We start from the raw sequence: 16,873 nt of genomic DNA on the forward strand, positions 1-16,873 counted from the left end.
GCGGCGTCTGGCCAAGGCACAGACCCGGCAGTAACTTACCCGCGAGTACCAGGTGTGACCCCCATCACACCTCGCGCGTACCTCCCCCCACCCTGGAGGACTGCCATGCCCCAATCCACGCTGCCCGCACAGGCGGTGACCGCGCCGCGCGGTCGCCGGCTCGCCGCGCTCGTCACCGGCTGCACGCTGCTGGCCGCCGCCCTGGTCGGCGCCGCCGCCCCCGCGCGGGCCCAGGCGGCCGCGCAACCGGACCCGATCGCCGCCGCCCAGGCGCTCGCCGCGCCGCTCGTTCCGGGCGCCAACGACTGGTCGTGCAAGCCGAGTTCCGCCCACCCCCGGCCGGTCGTGCTGGTCCACGGCACCTTCGCGAACGGCTCGGTCAACTGGCTGACCATCGCCCCGGCGCTGGCCGCCAACGGGTACTGCGTCTTCGCGCTCACCTACGGCGCGCAGCCCGACGTCCCCGTGCTGCGCGCGATCGCCCCGGTCGCGGACTCCGCGCAGCAGCTGTCCACCTTCGTGGACGGCGTGCTGGCGGCCACCGGCGCCGGCCAGGTCGACATCGTCGGCCACAGCCAGGGCGGCATGATGCCGCGTTACTACCTGAAGTTCGACGGCGGCGCGGCCAAGGTGCACACCCTGGTCGGCCTGGCACCCAGCAACCACGGCACCACCCTCGACGGCCTGAGCACCCTCGCGCAGTCGTACCCGGGCGCGGCGGCCGTGGTCGGCTCGCTCTGCCCCGCCTGCACCGACCAGCTCGTCGGCTCGGACACCCTCAACCGGCTCAACGCGGACGGCGACACGCTGCCCGGCGTCACGTACTGGGTGATCGCGACCCGCTACGACGAGGTGGTGACGCCCTACCAGTCGCAGTTCCTCACCGGCCCCGACGTGCACAACGTCCTCGTCCAGGACCTCTGCCCCGCCAACGCCCCCGACCACGTGCTGATGGCCACCGACCCGGTGGTCGAGCACGAGATCCGCCACGCCCTCGACCCCGCCGACGTCGGCGACGCCACCTGCCTGGCCAACCTGACCGGCTGACGCCGGCCCCGGACAGCGCAGTGGGCCCGGAACCGCGGTTCCGGGCCCACTGGCCTGTTCAGGGATCAGACCGCGAGGCGAGCCTCGTTGATCAGCGCCGTCACGGCCGCGGCCGCCTCCGCGATCGGGACCTGCACGGTCTCGCCGTCGGCGCGGGCGACCAGCTCGACCACGCCCTCCTTCAGACCGCGCGGGCCGACGGTGATCCGGAACGGGATGCCGATCAGCTCGATGTCCGCGAACTTCACCCCGGGGCGCTCGTTGCGGTCGTCCAGGACGACGTCCACCCGAGCCGCGCGCAGCTGCTCGTAGAGACCCTCGACGACCTTGGTGGTCTCCTCGTCGCCCTTGCCGATCGGCACGATGACGACCTCGAACGGCGCGACCGAGACCGGCCAGACGATGCCCTTCTCGTCGTTGTGCGACTCGACGACCGCCGCGATGGAACGCTCGACGCCGATGCCGTAGCTGCCCATGATCGGCTTGATCCGGGTGCCGTCCGCGCCGAGCACGCTGACGTCCAGCGACTCGGTGTACTTGTAGCCCAGCTTGAAGATGTGGCCGACCTCGACCGTGCGGACCACCGTGAGCGGCGCCGCGCAGGTCGGGCAGGCCTCACCGGCGACGACCTCGCGGAAGTCCGCCCAGCGGGTGACGGCGATGTCCCGCTCGATGTCGACGCCGCGCAGGTGGACACCGTCCTCGTTGGCGCCGGTGCTCATCGCGCGGCGCCCGCGCAGCGCCTCGTCGGCCAGCACGGTCAGTCCGGTCACGCCGACGGCGCCCAGGCTGCCCGGGGAGGCCTGCAGCGCCGCCTTGATCTCCTCCGGCTGCGCCGGGCGCGCGTTGCGGGCGCCGGTGACATCGAGCAGCTTCTGCTCGACCAGGCTGTGGTCGCCGCGGACCAGCACCAGCGTGAGCTGGTCGTCGACGACGTACACCAGGGTCTTGATCTGGCGCTCGGCCGGCACCCCGTGCTTGGTGGCCAGCTGCTCGATGGTCCGGGCGTCGGGGGTGTCGAAGCGCTCCGGCGCGGCCAGGCTCTCCGGGTCCTCGATCGCCGGCAGCGCCGAGGTGGCCTTCTCCACATTGGCGGCGTAGCCACAGGCCGGGCAGTGCGCGACCAGGTCCTCGCCGGCCTCGGTGGGCGACATGAACTCGACCGAGGCCGAGCCGCCCATCGCGCCGCTGGACGCCTGCACGGGGATGGCGGGGATGCCCAGGCGCTGGAAGATCCGCACATAGGCCTCGCGGTGCAGGTCGAAGGAGCGGTCCAGGCCGGCCTGGTCAAGGTCGAAGCTGTAGGAGTCCTTCATGGTGAACTCGCGCACCCGCAGCAGACCGCTCTTCGGGCGGGGCTCGTCGCGGAACTTGGTCTGGAACTGGTACCACATCTGCGGCAACTGCTTGTAGGAGGCGAGCTCCTGGGCGAGCGTGGTGAAGATCTCCTCGTGCGTCATACCCAGCGCGAGGTCCGCACCCTTGCGGTCCTTGAGGCGGAACATCTCGTCGCCCATGACCTCCCAGCGGCCCGAGCGCTGCCAGATCTCCGCCGGGTGCATCGCGGGCAGGATCCACTCCTGGGAGCCGATCCGCTCCATCTCCTCGCGGATGATCTCGATGACCTTCGCCCGAACCCGGACAGCCAGCGGCAGCAGCGAGTAGTGCCCGGCCATCAACTGGCGTGCGAAACCAGCCCGGACGAGCAGCCGGTGGCTCACCGCGTCCGCGTCCGCCGGGTCATCACGCAGGGTCGGGGCGTACATCTGGGACCAGCGCATCTGAGTGTCTTTCTGTCGTGCGCCCGGAGGCACGGAGCGGTGACGAAGAGCCGTTCCGACTTTTGCCCAGGCCCGCGCAGAGGGCCGCAGACATGCAAAAAGCCCAGGTCACGGCGAGTGAGTCCTGGGCCTTCTGAGAGCCGCTTTCGGGATTCGAACCCGAGACCTACGCATTACGAGTACATCAGCGATCATGCCCGATGATGACCAATAGTGCCCACGGATCGCACGTTTGCCCAGGTCAGACCGTCTTCTGGGGTCTTCGCGTGCCCAACAGTACCGGACAGTGCCCAGGTGTGCCCAGCAGTCTCGGGCACACCTGGAGCACACATCGGCACACTTCCCAATCAGCTGAATACTACGCAGAGTGACTGCCGTGCCGAATGGTGCCCATCGGTGACCAGTCGTGGTCGCGCGCGTCGTGCAGTCTCCGGCGGCCTCGGGCCCGCCACCCCCACGCCCCTGAGCGCCGCCGACCGGCGCCCGCCCGGGACACTGAACACCAGTGCCAGGCCCTTGCCCCCGGGGCCGCCTGGGCACCGCAGTGGTCCCGGTCACGGTCGGTGCGCGCACCAACGCATGAAGGAGACCACGGCAACCACCGCCGTGAGGCAGGCCAACGGGAGCTGCAGCACACGCCCGTCAGGCTGGACCCACGCCACGAGAACGCTGACCACGGTGGCCGCAGCCCACGCGACCCAGTAGCCGTACCGCTGGCCATTCAGAATCCGGTAGGCCAGCACGACCGCGCCGACAAGCAGCCCGACAGCGGGCAGCACGAGCCAGTGCGAACCGGTACCGACAGCCATCAGGATGCACAACGCGGCTCCACCGAAAAGGCCGACCGCCGTGCGGCAGACCTCCTGGCGGCCATGAACGCTATCCGGCATCAGTTCTCAGTCCTCTTCTTCACACCGCCCGTTGGTCGACTGCCAAATGGGCATGAAACCACCCTAACCTGCTGGTATGACAACTCGCGGACAAGATCAAGAGACTTTCGCGGTCTCCTTGTCCGACGGAATCACCCTCCAGCCTGGCTCGGCACAGTCGCAGTGCCCTCGTACGTAAGCGGCGTATGACGCGATTCCGCTCCCGATCGAGGTGGCGCTGGCACGGCGACCGCGCGAATGGACTCGGTGGGTGATCGGCTTCAGGTCCCCGCTCAGCATGTCCGCCGGTCTCGAGCTGCGCCACGGCTAGTGAACCCGGCCGCGGGCGTCCACGGGCTTCCTGAGTGGCATGCGACTCCGGAAGTCGCACCCACCTTCACGAGTTCCTCAGCGCCTGCTCGCAGTGCCGGCAGCGTCGGTCGTACAACTGCGGCGGGTACCAGGGCTCTCCCGGTCGGGCTGGCCGGTAGTGGCTGTGTTCCATAGCGTCCGTATCCAGGCCACACAGAGTCCGCGGAAGGGGGTCTTCGGGCGCGTCAGGATCAGCGCCGGCCGCGTGTACGAGGAGAACCATTGGCTCGACACCGTCAGGACCGATCTCCTGGTCCGGTTCCAGCTCGAAGAGAACGATGATCGAGCCCATACGTCGACCATGCGGGACGACGGCACCGACCGCATCCGGGAAGTCGCCGACTACGGGACGGGTGGGCACACGGTCGGCCGCGTTGCAGACCCGACAGAAGACATTTGGGCTGGCCGGGGGGCTTGGCGGACTGTGGCCGGGTCGTAGACAACCCACGCACGATCCGGGAGTCCCTCGCCCCAGCGGACCAAGGCCACCCAACGCGTGCTGCCCTGGCGGAGCCGCCAGCGCTCCAGATGGGCCGGTCGCCACTTGCCGCCGATGCGGATGTCGACCCGCGACCAGCGCGCCTCCGCAACCCAGCTGCGACCGGGGCCGCTCATCAGCTCGTGCGGCGCGTAGACCGCATCCCCTGGCAGCTGGTGCGGGCGGCGAGGGCGGGAGAACGGGATGGCGATGTTCACCTCTCTATCGTAATCGAACACCTGTTCGTTTCAAGTGCCAGAGTCATCGAACTACTGGTGTCGTCGCAGGTCACAGTGCCCGCTTCCGGGTATGACAGGTGGTGTGCCGCCGTTCGAACTCCCGATTGAGGTGGCGCTGGCACGGCCGATCACCCGGCTACCCGCCAGCGCCGAAGGGCTGTCGGCCCAGGCCAAGGTCGACGGATGGCGCGCCATCCTGCTGACTGGCCCTGAGCCGCGCGTGTTCAGCCGGCACGGCAAGGACTTGACCAAGGCTTTCGCGGACATCGCCGAAGCCGCCCAGTTCCTTCCGCCCTCTGTCTTGGACGGCGAGCTGGTCGCTGTCCTGCCCACAGGAGAGTTGTCGTTCGGTCTTTTGCAGACCCGCTCCGGCAAGGGACCGAAGGCCGGCGCCGGGTTCGCCGCCCAGTTCGCCGCGTTCGACGCCCTATCCGCAGGCGACACCGACCTTCGGGACCGTCCTCATCTCGAGCGCCACGCCCGCTTGCTGGGACTCCTCGAAGGCGCCCCACTAGGGGTCCAGCCGCTGCCCATCACCAGCGACCTGGACGAGGCCCGCCGGTGGTTCGGTGCCCTCGGCGGTGGTGTCGAAGGCTGCGTCCTCAAGCCCACTGGCTCTCGCTACAGGCCGGGCTACGCCTCGAATTGGCTCAAGTTCCGTGTTCACCATTCGGTGGACGCGGTCGTCGTCGGCATCACTCCCGGCTCCACGCCAGCTGGCCAGGCCGCAGTCCTCGCACAGCCGAATACCCGCGGCCAACTGCGCCCGGTCGGGGTCAGCCTCCCCCTGGGCCAGACACTGCGCGCCGAGCTCGCACCGCTGCTTCGCCCGGTCGGCGGCGAACTAGTGGAGCTACCGGGCACGCTGGGTGGCCTTCCAGGCGCGCCACAGGTCTCCTATCTTCCAGTCCACCCGGACGTCGTGGTGGAGATCGAGGTCGACCAGAAGCTCGAATTCGGGCGCTATCGCCACCGGCCGCGCGTGCTCCGTGTGCGGGGCGACCTGACGGCGGACCAGGTCACGCCGCCGCGCACGGCCCTGTGAATGGGCGGATCACGGAAGCAGCCAGCGAGCGAGTCAGATGCGTTCCACCCGCAGGGCCTCACCAACGACCAAGCGCTCGGCCATGTCTTCGGCCTGCGGGAAGCTCTGCGACGTGAGCCGCAGGCCGGCCCCAGCAACCGCTGCGACCACCTTCGCGGCCAGCTCCGTGCGCCCGGACTCCGGGACCGTGCTGAGGTTGAAGGACACCCAGATTCGCGTGTCGTTGCCCGGGGAGACCAGGACCGGCCCCTGCGGCGGGTCGCAGGGGATCGCGGCGCTGGTGAGCGCCTGGACGGTCCAGCTGCGGATCTCGGCTGTGCTCCTCTGGTCGACCGCGCGTGCCGCGGAGTAGATCGCGGCGCACAGCTCACTGGCGGCGGGGAGTGCCGCGCTGACCGGGATGGTGAACGGCCCCATGGTGACGGCATCGGCAGCAGGGTCGTAGCCGAAGCTCCAGAAGTCGCGGGCGACGTCGCGTGGCGCGTTCCCGGCCTTGCGAGCTGCGGCTTGCGGTCCGAACTTGCCTTCGCCGCGTGCCCAGTCCTCGAAGTGGGTCAGGCCGTCGCGGACGTGCTTGATGTCGGGCAGCGCGGCCTCGAAGCGCTGCTGGGCCTGGGCGAGTGCCTCGCCCACGGCCGGGTCCATGCTCAGGTCCGCGAGGGCGATCTGTTCGAGCTTCACCGCCGCGAGCAGCTGGCGCAGGGCGACGACCAGCGTGCGCGCGTCGATCTGGCGAGAGCTGAACCAACCGACCTGGCTGTCGTCACCGTGCATGCGCTGGACGGCCAAGGCGACGGTGGCCCGCAACCAGTTCGCCTCCGAGACCGCGATTGCGTACGGGTTGTCCGCTGGTGACCAGTCGTCTGGCAAGTTGTCGCTCATGACCAAGATCTTGGCCCCCGGAGCGATCGACTGCTCGGATTTTCCCGCGGAAGGTCAGTACGTCCGTGCGCGGGTACCGCCGCGAGCTGGTCTGGGTCAGCAGCGTGGGGAGAACTCGTATTCGTCCTCATCAGCCCAGTCCGGCCGTCCGTCGTCACCGGGTTCGAGAAGGTCTTGGGTCTCGTCTTCGGTCAGGTGCTCGTCCATCGGACCATGATGCACCGTCAGCTTCAGCGACTGCGAGTCGGCGTGGTTGGAGCCGGACGCGTTGGCAGTCGAGCCTCCGACTCAGCCACTTTCTATCAGTCAGATCATGCGATGTGGCGGATTGCGGAGAGCCGCTCCGAGCCTATTCCCATCTGCCGATAAAGGTGATAAGCGCAACAAAGCCTTTCGCTCTAGCTGGTGTGCACATATGCTGTGCGGCTCGATCCTCGCAGGTGGCGGATCGGTGGTACGAGGGGGGAGCTGCGGTGGCTGGTCTGAAGCTGTTCAAGGATGTCGATGGCGAGGCTGTCGAGCTGGCGGGTTCCACGGTTGCTCTGGAGCGGCATATCCAGACGTATATCGAGCGGAATATGGAGCGTCTGCTCGGCGTGCGGTTTCTAGCGTCGGAGTACTACACGGGCGCACGGCATGCCGGGCGGATCGACTCGTTGGGTCTGGACGAGGACTTTTCTCCTGTCGTCGTGGAGTACAAGCGTGCCCGTGGTGAGAGCATTGTTACTCAAGGGCTCTATTATTTGGCCTGGTTGAGGGACCATAAGTCGGAGTTCGAGGCGCTCGTGGCGAAGAGGCTCGGTGCCGATGTCTCTGCCCGCGTTGATTGGAGTAGCCCTCGGGTCGTGTGCATCGCGGGCGACTTCACGCGTTACGACGCGCACGCTGTTCAGGAGATCGGCCGGCGGGTGGACCTGGTCCGGTACACGAGCTTCAACGACGGGGTCCTTGCGCTGGAGACGCTGGTCTCGGTTGCCGGGACGGCCGATGCGTCGTCCAGCGTGCCCGGTTCGGCCGACAGCTCGCGTTCGGTCGGCAAGACGAAGACCGTGACGGAGGTCCTCGCACAGGCCCCGCAGTCGTTGCAGGACCTGTATGCCGACCTGGACGCTCGGCTGCTGGCGCTGGGCGATGTCCACAGCGTTCCCTTGCAGCTGTACTTCGCCTACCGGCGCTCGGGCAACATCGCGTGCGTGAAGGTGCTCCCGCGTGAGCACACGCTGCTGGTCTTCCTGAAGGTTGACCCGTCCGCAGTGGAGCTGGTCGACGGCTGGACCCGTAACGTACGCGAGATCGGGCACCACGGCACGGGCGACCTGGAGGTGCGGATCAAGTCGGTGGAGGATCTCGCTCGCGCGGGCGAGCTGTTCGAGGCCAGTTACGCCGCGTAGCGCGAATCGCGGAGGCCGGCGGCGGACTCAGAAGCGTCCACCGCCGGCCTTCGTGTTGCCACCGCCGAGGGCCGAGTGGTGCCCACGCCGAGTGCTGGGCACCGACCGGCGGACTTCCGAGGTCGGCACCAGCCGCAGTGCTATCGGGGAAGAGACGTGATCAGGGTCCGCTCGCGCACGAGGTCTGCGTGGAACTCCGGCGCGTTCGGCGCGAGCGCCTCCATCGCGTTCTCGACCGTGGCCAGTGCCTCGTGGCGGCGTCCGAGCATGCGAAGCGCGCTGGCGGCGCGGAAGAGCATCACCGGGTCGTCGTCGGCGAAGATGGATCGAGCGGCCAGCCGCAGGATCTGCTCGGCTTGGCCGGGCAGGGCGTCGCCGAGCCACAGACCATGCAGGAGCGCGTGGCAGACCTGCGGGTTGTCGCCGGCCTCGTCGAGGCTGTGCTGCATCACGTTCAGCCCATCCGGGTTGGACTGGCCGAGGAGGGCGAAGGCTCGCAGGGCTCGGGTGTACGGATCCCAGTGAGCACGGCGTGATTCAGGAACCTGGTCGAGGAGCTGCTGGATGCTCCGGCAGCGGAAGTCGTAGCGCAGGGCCGCCAGTTGCAGGTGGACGAGGGCCTGTGCGTGGACATGGTCCGTTCCCGGCCTCGTCAGGTGGTCTGCGCTGGTGAGGTAGATGCTGGCGCTGTTGCCGCGCCGACGGGCGTACCAGGCGAGGTCGTTGCAGAAGCGGGCCGATGTGCGCCAGTCGGAGTCGGCCTTGCTGAGCCAGTCGGCAGCGGCGTGGGTCCACGGTTCACCGACGTCGATGCGGCGCTCGACCAGGGCGCGGGCGACCTCCAGTGCTGCGGGGCGTAGATCAGACCTGGTGAGTGCGGGCGCGAGCGCGTTCTCGGTTCCTGGGGTGTCGAGCAGTCCTCGGATGATCAGCCGTGCGGTGGCGCTGGGATGTTGGCTGATGCGGGCGAGCTGGGCGAGGCCCAGCTCCAGCGTGTTGCCAGCCGGTGCGGTCACAGGGTCCTTGGGGTGGGGTTGCCGTCGTCGGTCCGTCGAGCGGTGGCGGCGGGCGGTGTGCTGGTTGGTGCCGTTGAACTGGCGGCGATGGCCGCCTGGCGGGGGGAGCCCCCGCCTCCTGTCGTGACGCCGGCGTCGGGAGAGCGGCGGATCGTGATGGTGGGCCGAGCTGGCACGTAGGACGTCTCCTGGCAGGCATTCACACCGGGCGGCGGGTGGGAGCAGCAACTGCGTTCGCGGGAGTCGGTCCGGGGTAGGAGTGGGTGCTGGGCCGCCCGAGTGACGCATCAGCCCAGGGCGATGAGGCTGTTGCGGCGCGCCGGCGGTTACCGGCGTGGATGTCGATGGTGCGCAGGGCGGAGGACCACCGGGCGAGACCGGCGCTGCTCTCCCCGATGCGGCCCGCATCGGCAGTGATCCGGCCGATCAGGTCGTGCTGCCCGGGGTCGGTGGTCGTACGGACAGCCTGTGCGCAGGCGCGCAGCATCTGTTCCAGTGCGTCCATCGCGTTTCCCTGCCCCATGGTGAGCTGGCCTAGGAGGTCAGCCAGCTCACCCGGATGCTCTGTCTCTTCGGCCAGTGCCTGCAGTTCGGCGAGTCTGGCGCTGATGCCGGCCAGCATCTCCATGGCGCGTTCACCGCGCTCTGAGGTGTGAAGCGCCGGGTGGAGGTCGACATGGTGGCCGGCCTCGCGCAGGCGGCGGGCGGCCTGGCCCGCGACGGCCTTCTGCTGCGCCGGACCATCCAGCGAGTTCAGGCGTACCGGGCCTGGTCCTTTGAGCGGGGCTCGGAAGCCGAGCGGGGCGATCACCTCGAGGGCCGCCGGTCCGGCACCGGTAACCTGGACAACGCCGTGCAGGCCCGGATGGATGCTGATCTGGTCCTGTGCCGGGGTCACCGCGACAGCCCGGTAATGCGGGCCTGGGCGATGGCAGCCTCGGCTTCTGGGGGGCGCGTCGGGAACGTCGGCCATTCGGCGGTTCGTCGGTGTGCCGCCTCGACACGGGGCGCGCGGCCTACGGCGGCGGGCTCGGGGCGGGCGAGCTGTCGGGAGAGTCGCTCGACGTCGGCGCGTAGCTGGGCCGTTGTCGCCGTGGCGGCGCCGAAGCCCTTGGCGATGTCGTCGAGACTCAGACCAACGTCCTCTCCGACGGCCTGGTTGGCGAAGTCGAGCTGCTCCTCAAGTTCGTTGAGCATGGGAAGGAGCGCGTCGAGCGCCGCCGAGGTGGATGCGGCCGACCTGCTGCAGTGGAGGGAATAGCCGATCCGATGCACAGCGTCGGCGGCGATGATGCCGTCGCGCAGCTCGTCCGGACTGGTGGGCGTGGTAGGGACAGTGGGGGTGGGCAAGGGAGCTCCTGGTCTTGGCGGGGCGGGAGCCGACCTGACGTGCGTCAGGTGCGTCAGGTGCGGCTGGTCTCGGCAGTGCACGGGGGCACGATCGGCGCGGGCACCGGCGGGGACTCGGCGCGCAGGACCTGCACCATCAGCGACGAGGCCGGGGACAGGAGCCGGGGGCGCACGGCTGAATCGGCGTCGGCGGTCGACCGGCCGGGGCCCGCCAGCCGACGGGGTGCTGCCTGGACACCGGCGAGTGGGGGTGTGGTGATGTTCTCTCCTTCGGCTGTGGCCGGGTTGTCGCTGGCGGCCTGGGGCTGCGGCGTCATCGGGTGTGCTGGTTACTGGCTGCAGCCGGGGGCACGAGCGTGGTCTGCTGTGCGGCCAGTGGTGTGTTCGGCGCAGTGCGGGTGAGGGCGGGCAGGCGGTTGGAGCGGACAACTGCTGCTTGGCGCGGTCGGGAGGGTGGCGTGAGCATCTCGGTGGCCGTGCGCGCCAGGTCGTCGCCGATCTCCTCCAGCAGCTTCCTGGCCTCCGCGAACTTCGTGGCCCGGTCGTTGTCGTGGCGCTCCCACAGCCGGTTCTCGGCGTACTCCAGGAACCGGTGCAGCTGGGCGAGCGCACCGTCGTCGTGGTCGACGACCTGCGAGACGACGCCAGCGAACTCCACCGGCCCGTCAGTCCAAGAAACCAAGGTGGCCCAGTTGTTGATGCTCTCACCGGAGGATGGGGGCGCCTGCTTGCCGTGGCGGGCGAGGACGGACGCGAGGCCGTACTCCATCAGGTCGTCCTCGGCGGCAGAGCGGGTCTGTTCGGCCAAGGCCACCTCGTCGGGCTCGTGCGGCTCAGTCGGCTCGATCTCCGGGTCGCCGAACCCCAGCTCGTCGATGCGGATTCCCAGGCGGCCCAGCGACGACAGGTCGTAGGAACAGGAATCGAGATCCTGGGCACGGGCGAGGGCCTCATCGAAACTGGGGGCATCCACGACCAGGGTCACGGCGCTGGGCAGGGCGGTGAAGGTGAATGCGGGGATGGCATCGTCCTCTCTAGGCGGCACTGTGACGGGGTGGCGGCCGAAACGGGGAGGCTGGTGCTTCGGCCGCGCGCGGCATGAGCGCGTTCCGTGCGGGCCCCGGCGGGGCGGTCCGGGTCGGAACCGGCTGTCAGGTGATGGCCGGGGGCGGGGATGACGGTGATCCTGGCCGCTTGGCGGGCGGCGTGGGTGAGTGAGGAGGAGCGTCGCTCGACCGGCTCCGAGGTGGCCATGGCCGTGGTGAGGGCGGCGAGGATCGGCACCGGTGTGACCCGCGACAGGTGCCCGTACCAGCGGTCACCGCCCGGTACCCCGGCCGCGAAGGTCCACGTCTCGTCGTTGCCGAGGTAGGTTCCTTGGCCGAGGGTGAGGGAGTGCTTCCAGTTGATCCTGGCGTCGCCTACGGGCGAACTCATCACGGCCAGATCGGCGAACCGTTCGGAGGTCCGCCGCCACCCGGCGGTGGTCAGGGGCTCGTACACGTCGTCCATGTCGTGGTCGTAGTCGTACTTCAGGGCGTCGGCGGTCCACAACTGAGCGAGTGTTGTCGCCAGCGAGGTCATGAACTCGCTAGGCGTCAGCGCGGTGAAGTGGCCCGACCACGTCACGTGGCCGGCGAACGGGTCCTGGGCCACCGCGACCTTCCAGCGCCGCAGGCCGCCCTCGGCGACGCTGGCCAAGCGCACTCGGTGGTCGGGGGTGGCGAGGTAGGAGTTTCCGGCGCCGTCGTTGGTCAGGACGGCGCCGACCTCCAGGAGGGGGTGCAGGGGGCTGAGGTAGTCCTCGGCGGGGCCGGCGAGGTAGGCCGGCGCGATCCGGACGAGGCCCTCGGCCTCTTCCCCGAGTTGCGGCTGGATGGGCGGGCTGGGCAGAGGTCCGTTCCTTACGGTTGGTGCTGCTGGGCTGGCTTCGCTGGAGGCGGGGCCTGACGCGAGCCGCTTTGAACGGTCAGGTCCTGCTGCCGCGCCGGGCGGCCGGCGGGAGCGAGGCGGCGGTGACTGCGGGTGTGATCGGGGCTGTCTGCGCGGTCGTGGACGTGGTGGCCGAGGAGGTCCGGGCGGACTGGGCCCGCGAGTTGATCCGCACGCGCGAGCGGGCGGCGGCCGGCTGCGGCGTTGTGTCCGCGAAGAGCGCGAGGTACTCGCCGATAGCCTCCCGGATCGGCCCGGGTTGCAGGCGCCCACTCCTGTTCAACTCGGCCAGACGGTCCAGGTCGCTGTGCATCTGTCCCGGGGATCGCTGCGGGATGGTGCGGTAGGAGTCGAAGTCGAAGGTGTTGGCGCCCAGTTCCACGCCGCTGGGTCGCAGCACGACCCGCACGTGGACGCCGCGGTAGGTCTCCGCGTGCCTGCCGTTGGCCAGCTGTGCGGTGATGAGCAGGTCGTCGCGGCGCGCGACCTGCTGGTGGCCGGCGGTGGTCCCATCGGCGAGCGGCGCGAGGATGCCGAGGACGGTCGTCTGGTCGGTGGCCATGGTGCTCCTGCGGGAAGGGAGAGGCGGTTAGCGGCTGCCGGGGCAGGCTCGGTTGGACTGCGGGCTCCTTGACCGGGGCGGCTAGGGTGCTGCGGGCGCAGGCTGCCGCGGACCGGTCAGCGTCCAGCAGTGGAACTCGAAGTCCGGCAGGGAGGTCTCCTCGCGTCGTCGGGCGCGGTGGTGATCGCGGTCAGCGGCTCGGTGCCGAGTCGCGTGTGTGGTCGTCAGCCGCCTGGGCTGCGGTCAGCGACCACGTCTGGCTGGTTCCGGCCGCCCGCTGTCGGCGTGGTGGAGCGGCTGCGCCGCAGAGGGCTGCGTGACTGCCGTGCGCAGGGCGGCGGCGCCAGCGCGGGTGGGCGCCGGAGCCTGCGTCTTGCCGACCGTGTTCAGTGGCTGGACGTCGAGATAGATGAGGTGCTCGTCGGTGAGGTCCCGGCCGAGCCGTTCCACAGGGGTGCGGTCGGCTACCGCTCCGGTGACTGCGGCAAGCAATTCGGCGGGTATGCGGGCGGAGAGCTGGGCGTACCAGCCTTCCTTGGGGCCAGGACCGAGGACTCCACCGCTGAGGACCCAGTCGTCACTCTTTCCGGCGGCGAGGCTGCCCGGGTCGGTGCACCGGCCGATCGTTGCGATCTCGGCGCTCGGTTCGGTCCAGGCGATGTAGCCCGGGACGGTTTCGGCGAACCATCCGGCCGTGCGTAGCGGCGCCAGGCCGGCGTCCGGAGGTGTGGACGGGTCGAACAGCGCTCGCGGGGCAGTCGCCAACTGGGTGGCGATGGCGGTGTGGAGAGCGGCGACGATCTCCGGCGGGGTCTGGGGGTCGAACTGGGCGTGCCAGATTTCCCTGCCGGTGAGCAGGGCGTGGCAGCTGGTTGTCCAGGTCGTATCAGTGCCAGTGCTGGTGTCGGTCGTTCGGGCTTCGGCGCGCACGCGTCCGCACGGGCTGGTGTAGCGGGTAGCGCCCTCTCGTTCGGCTCGGATCCAGGCGGCGAGCTGCAACGGCTGGCCGGGCAGCATCGGATTGTGGCCGGGACCGGCGAGGAACGGCGGCGCGACGTTCGCGATGGGGGCGGGTCGCGGCTCCGGGGCGAACAGGGTGCCGACGAGGTCGCGGGCTTCGTAGAGCAGCTCGTAGACGCGGACCTCGACTGGCTCCCGCTGATCCTGCGGCAGGGTGCTCCACTTGCGGGCGGTGACCGGGTTGCCGAGGGTGCTCTGGATGAACTGGCCGTCCATGGTGGCCCAGATGTCGGAGGCGTCGTCGCTGGCCCACGCGATCTGCTTGGCAGCCACGCGGACGGCCGCGGTGAGGATGTCGTCGCTGGTGAAGGGCAGTTCGGCCAGTGGCGTCAGGATGGGCGTCGTGGTGGGGCTGGCGACGCGCGGCGCGTCGGGGGCCGGTATGTGCCCGACGAGTTGTTCGGCGCGCCAGGCGGCGTCCAGGACCAGGTCGGTGGCCAGCTCGTAGGCGAGGTCTCGCTGTGCTTCGGGCAGGGAACCCCAGGTCCGGGGGTTGTACCCCTTCGAGCTGGGGATGACCTGGTCTTCGAGATGTTCGACGACATGCTCGGGCAGGTCGACGTGCTCCAGAGCAGCCGCGCAGTGCTCGGCTGCCGCTGCGCGAAGGTCATCGTCGGTGTACGGCACTGCGGTTGGGATGGTCTCTCCGTTGTGGGTTGCGGGTACGAAGGTTGGCGGGCGGGTGCGGCGCCTGGTCGCGGCGGTGGGTTCCGGGGTGTCGGCCGTTGCTGGCCCGGCGCGGTCCGGTCAGGCTGTGAATCGGGATCCGGGTTCAGCGGGTGCGCGGGGCAGGGAGCTGCGGGGTGTCCAGGCCGCCGGTTGCGTCGTCGTCCGTGCCGCTCGAACTGCGTTGCCGCGCTTGGCGCTCAGCGAGTCGGAGTGTTCCGGCGTGGAGGCGTGCGGCGGATCGACGTAGATGTCGAGGTAGTATCCGATGGCCTGGCGGAGCGCCGCGGGCTCGAGTTCTCCGCTCCGGTGAAGGTCGTGGAACGAAGATCACGGGCGGGTCCTCGGCGGCGGCAGGTCGGCGGAGTTGTACGTCGGCACGGTCCTCCTCAACGGCGGTGGAAGATGGCGTGGGAATCGGCGGAGGGTACAGTGCTCAGCGGGGGGCCGCTGACGATGACTTTCGCCGCAGGGCCCGCTGCTGCCAGGGCCGGGCTCGCCCCGGCTGCCGCAGCTGCGCGCCGGACGGGGGCCGGGGCAAGCGGGGTCACGGTCAGCCGGGCCGTCATCTCCTGTCCGAGGTAGGTGCTGTTGCGCAGCAGCGGTTCGGGGCTGGCGGCAGCGGCGGTGAAGGCAGTCAGGATCCGCAGCGGGGTGTTGGCGGTGAACCGGGCCTCCCAGCTCGTCAGGGATTCGCCCGTCGTGCAGCTGACGAGGAGGTAAGGGCTATGCCACGGGCCGTCCTGGTGCAGCGGGGGGTCGGTGAGGCGTAGGCGTGCAGTGGCGAGGCCGTCGGGCGAGGTGAAGGTGTACGTGCTGGCGGTGACGGTCTCCGTCCAGTCCTGCTGGGCGAAGGGGAACAGGACCCGCAACCCCGAGCCGCCGCAGGTAAACGCGCGCTCGTCGTCCTCGGCCAGGGCTGCGGCGACCTCGTCGAGAGCTGCGGCGACCAGCTCCGGCGGGGTCTGCCAGCCGAAGGCGATCTGCCAGTCGGCCAGGCCCCCGGAGTAGGCGTCGCTGCGGGCGACGAGCTGCCAGGGGTCGTCGTACTCGTTGCGGAAGCCCAGCCGGATCCGCTCGCACGGCGAGGCGAAGGCGGTGAAGTCGCGGTCCTCGCTGCTGTGGGTGTACCAGCCGTACGCCTTCGGGATCGCTTGCAGGACGGTGTCGATGCCGTGCTCGGCACCGGCCAGGTGGCGCGGGGTGACGTGGACCATGTGGTCCGCGTCGTACCAGTCCTGGGTGTGCACGATGTCGTCGGTGAAGATGCGCGGGGTCAGGGGCGAGCCTTTCGCGAAGGTGTCTAGCTGCAGGGAGCGGCTGCCGCCGGCCGCCTGGTCAGCGCTCGCGTGGTCGGTGCGGCCCGGCGGCAGGCGGGTACGCGGGCTGGTCACCGAGACCGGCGGGCCCACGAGGAGCGCTCGGCCGGCGGTCGAGGCGGGCGGCGTCGGCGCGGGCTTCGCCGGGGCGGCCGGGCTTCGGCAGTGGGGCGTTGGGGTCGCGGGTCCAGGTGTAGGCGTCCTCGATGTTGTCGAAGTGCCCGAACCGGAGGGTGTACGTCTCGTTGTCGGCCTGCCTGCGCCCGACGAAGACGGCCACGGGCCGGGCGGGGTCGGGGGCTTCGCTGTCGGTGGCGATCACCCAGGTCACGTACGACGCGTCGGCTGATGACGCCGAGTCGTGGACGTCGAAGCGCGTGCCGGAGTGCCGCAGCAAGTCTTCCGCCGCCTCGGTTTCGGCGTCGGCGGCATCAAACTCGCTGCCCCGAATGCGCTCTCGCAGCCGGTCGGGGTCGGCGCCACGTGCGATGAGCCACGCCTCGGCAAGGACCGGCATCGCTTCCTCGCGCACGGCGGCGCGCACCAGCCGCGCGTTCACGTCGCACTCCAGGTGGACGCCGAGGAAGAACGGCTTGCCCTGCACCGCCATCTGTTCGTCGTGGGCGAGGTAGAAGTGGTCTGACCTGCCCGGCTGCTGGGGGCGAGGCTGGTCGTAGCTGGCCAGCGCGATGCAGGGGTCCTCCCAGTCGGCCAGCCGCGAGATGACGCGGGAGGTGTGCTCGTCGGCGGGGTCCAGTTCGTCGAGGTCCAGGTCGGACACGATGTCGGTGAACGGGGCGTAGTACAGCAGGGTCTCCGGGTCGAGGTGCCGGCGTCCGGGGTGGAGGTGGAGGCCGTTCGGTGGGCTGTTGTGAGGGTCCGTGCCGGTGAGTCCGGGGTGGGC

At 69.9% G+C, this 16,873-nt stretch carries 16 protein-coding genes; 3 read left to right on the plus strand and 13 right to left on the minus strand.

Annotated features, from left to right (window positions below):
• Positions 1-105: 105 nt before the first annotated feature.
• Positions 106-1,047: an alpha/beta fold hydrolase gene (locus tag P3T34_RS17580; protein WP_280666972.1), complete on the plus strand. Its 942-nt coding sequence runs from the start codon at positions 106-108 to the stop codon at positions 1,045-1,047.
• Positions 1,048-1,112: 65 nt separating this feature from the next.
• On the opposite strand, the gene P3T34_RS17585 is transcribed toward P3T34_RS17580, so the two are convergent.
• Positions 1,113-2,828: a proline--tRNA ligase gene (locus tag P3T34_RS17585; RefSeq protein ID WP_280666973.1), complete on the minus strand. Its 1,716-nt coding sequence runs from the start codon at positions 2,826-2,828 to the stop codon at positions 1,113-1,115.
• Between the two features lie 554 nt (positions 2,829-3,382).
• Positions 3,383-3,718, minus strand: a complete 336-nt coding sequence (locus P3T34_RS17590; RefSeq protein ID WP_280666974.1) for a hypothetical protein — start codon at positions 3,716-3,718, stop codon at positions 3,383-3,385.
• A gap of 1,150 nt (positions 3,719-4,868) precedes the next feature.
• Here P3T34_RS17590 and P3T34_RS17595 point away from each other — a divergent pair.
• Positions 4,869-5,831: an ATP-dependent DNA ligase gene (locus P3T34_RS17595; protein ID WP_280666975.1), complete on the plus strand. Its 963-nt coding sequence runs from the start codon at positions 4,869-4,871 to the stop codon at positions 5,829-5,831.
• 33 nt (positions 5,832-5,864) lie between these two features.
• Here the strand turns inward: P3T34_RS17595 and P3T34_RS17600 are convergent, their stop codons facing one another.
• On the minus strand, positions 5,865-6,713 hold the full coding sequence (locus tag P3T34_RS17600; protein WP_280666976.1) for a hypothetical protein: 849 nt from the start codon (positions 6,711-6,713) through the stop codon (positions 5,865-5,867).
• A gap of 473 nt (positions 6,714-7,186) precedes the next feature.
• On the opposite strand from P3T34_RS17600, the gene P3T34_RS17605 reads away from it, so the two are divergent.
• Positions 7,187-8,104: a DUF5655 domain-containing protein gene (locus P3T34_RS17605; protein WP_280666977.1), complete on the plus strand. Its 918-nt coding sequence runs from the start codon at positions 7,187-7,189 to the stop codon at positions 8,102-8,104.
• 140 nt (positions 8,105-8,244) lie between these two features.
• Here the strand turns inward: P3T34_RS17605 and P3T34_RS17610 are convergent, their stop codons facing one another.
• From P3T34_RS17610 to P3T34_RS17655, 10 genes are all read right to left on the minus strand, one after another.
• Positions 8,245-9,120, minus strand: a complete 876-nt coding sequence (locus tag P3T34_RS17610) for a hypothetical protein (RefSeq protein WP_280666978.1) — start codon at positions 9,118-9,120, stop codon at positions 8,245-8,247.
• A gap of 199 nt (positions 9,121-9,319) precedes the next feature.
• Positions 9,320-10,018, minus strand: a complete 699-nt coding sequence (locus P3T34_RS17615) for a hypothetical protein (RefSeq protein ID WP_280666979.1) — start codon at positions 10,016-10,018, stop codon at positions 9,320-9,322.
• The gene (locus P3T34_RS17620) at positions 10,015-10,470 is read right to left on the minus strand and encodes a hypothetical protein (protein WP_280666980.1); all 456 of its coding nucleotides are present in this window, start codon (positions 10,468-10,470) and stop codon (positions 10,015-10,017) included. The genes P3T34_RS17615 and P3T34_RS17620 overlap by 4 nt, the downstream gene beginning before the upstream one ends.
• Before the next feature lie 53 nt (positions 10,471-10,523).
• Positions 10,524-10,787 (minus strand): hypothetical protein, encoded by a 264-nt coding sequence (locus P3T34_RS17625; protein ID WP_280666981.1) that lies wholly within the window; start codon positions 10,785-10,787, stop codon positions 10,524-10,526.
• Complete coding sequence (locus P3T34_RS17630; RefSeq protein ID WP_280666982.1) at positions 10,784-11,455, minus strand: hypothetical protein; 672 nt, start codon at positions 11,453-11,455, stop codon at positions 10,784-10,786. Before P3T34_RS17630 ends, P3T34_RS17625 begins: the two co-directional genes overlap by 4 nt.
• Positions 11,452-12,171 carry a DUF317 domain-containing protein gene (locus P3T34_RS17635; RefSeq protein ID WP_280666983.1) on the minus strand — a complete coding sequence of 240 codons (720 nt, stop codon included), beginning with the start codon at positions 12,169-12,171 and terminating at the stop codon, positions 11,452-11,454. Before P3T34_RS17635 ends, P3T34_RS17630 begins: the two co-directional genes overlap by 4 nt.
• 268 nt (positions 12,172-12,439) lie before the next feature.
• Entirely contained in the window at positions 12,440-12,964 is a 525-nt protein-coding gene (locus tag P3T34_RS17640) for a hypothetical protein (RefSeq protein ID WP_280666984.1), read from the minus strand.
• A gap of 243 nt (positions 12,965-13,207) precedes the next feature.
• On the minus strand, positions 13,208-14,611 hold the full coding sequence (locus P3T34_RS17645; protein WP_280666985.1) for a DUF317 domain-containing protein: 1,404 nt from the start codon (positions 14,609-14,611) through the stop codon (positions 13,208-13,210).
• A gap of 428 nt (positions 14,612-15,039) precedes the next feature.
• Positions 15,040-16,044, minus strand: a complete 1,005-nt coding sequence (locus P3T34_RS17650) for a DUF317 domain-containing protein (protein WP_280666986.1) — start codon at positions 16,042-16,044, stop codon at positions 15,040-15,042.
• Positions 15,989-16,750: a hypothetical protein gene (locus P3T34_RS17655; RefSeq protein WP_280666987.1), complete on the minus strand. Its 762-nt coding sequence runs from the start codon at positions 16,748-16,750 to the stop codon at positions 15,989-15,991. The genes P3T34_RS17650 and P3T34_RS17655 overlap by 56 nt, the downstream gene beginning before the upstream one ends.
• Positions 16,751-16,873: the final 123 nt, after the last annotated feature.

Source organism: Kitasatospora sp. MAP12-44 (genome assembly GCF_029892095.1).
Classification (GTDB): domain Bacteria; phylum Actinomycetota; class Actinomycetes; order Streptomycetales; family Streptomycetaceae; genus Kitasatospora.

Coding starts and splice junctions, on each gene's coding strand:
- P3T34_RS17600 (WP_280666976.1), bottom strand. CDS start 6,713: ATGAGCGACAACTTGCCAGACGACTGGTCACCAGCGGACAACCCGTAC.
- P3T34_RS17625 (WP_280666981.1), bottom strand. CDS start 10,787: ATGACGCCGCAGCCCCAGGCCGCCAGCGACAACCCGGCCACAGCCGAA.
- P3T34_RS17640 (WP_280666984.1), bottom strand. CDS start 12,964: ATGGCCACCGACCAGACGACCGTCCTCGGCATCCTCGCGCCGCTCGCC.
- P3T34_RS17585 (WP_280666973.1), bottom strand. CDS start 2,828: ATGCGCTGGTCCCAGATGTACGCCCCGACCCTGCGTGATGACCCGGCG.
- P3T34_RS17580 (WP_280666972.1), top strand. CDS start 106: ATGCCCCAATCCACGCTGCCCGCACAGGCGGTGACCGCGCCGCGCGGT.
- P3T34_RS17590 (WP_280666974.1), bottom strand. CDS start 3,718: ATGCCGGATAGCGTTCATGGCCGCCAGGAGGTCTGCCGCACGGCGGTC.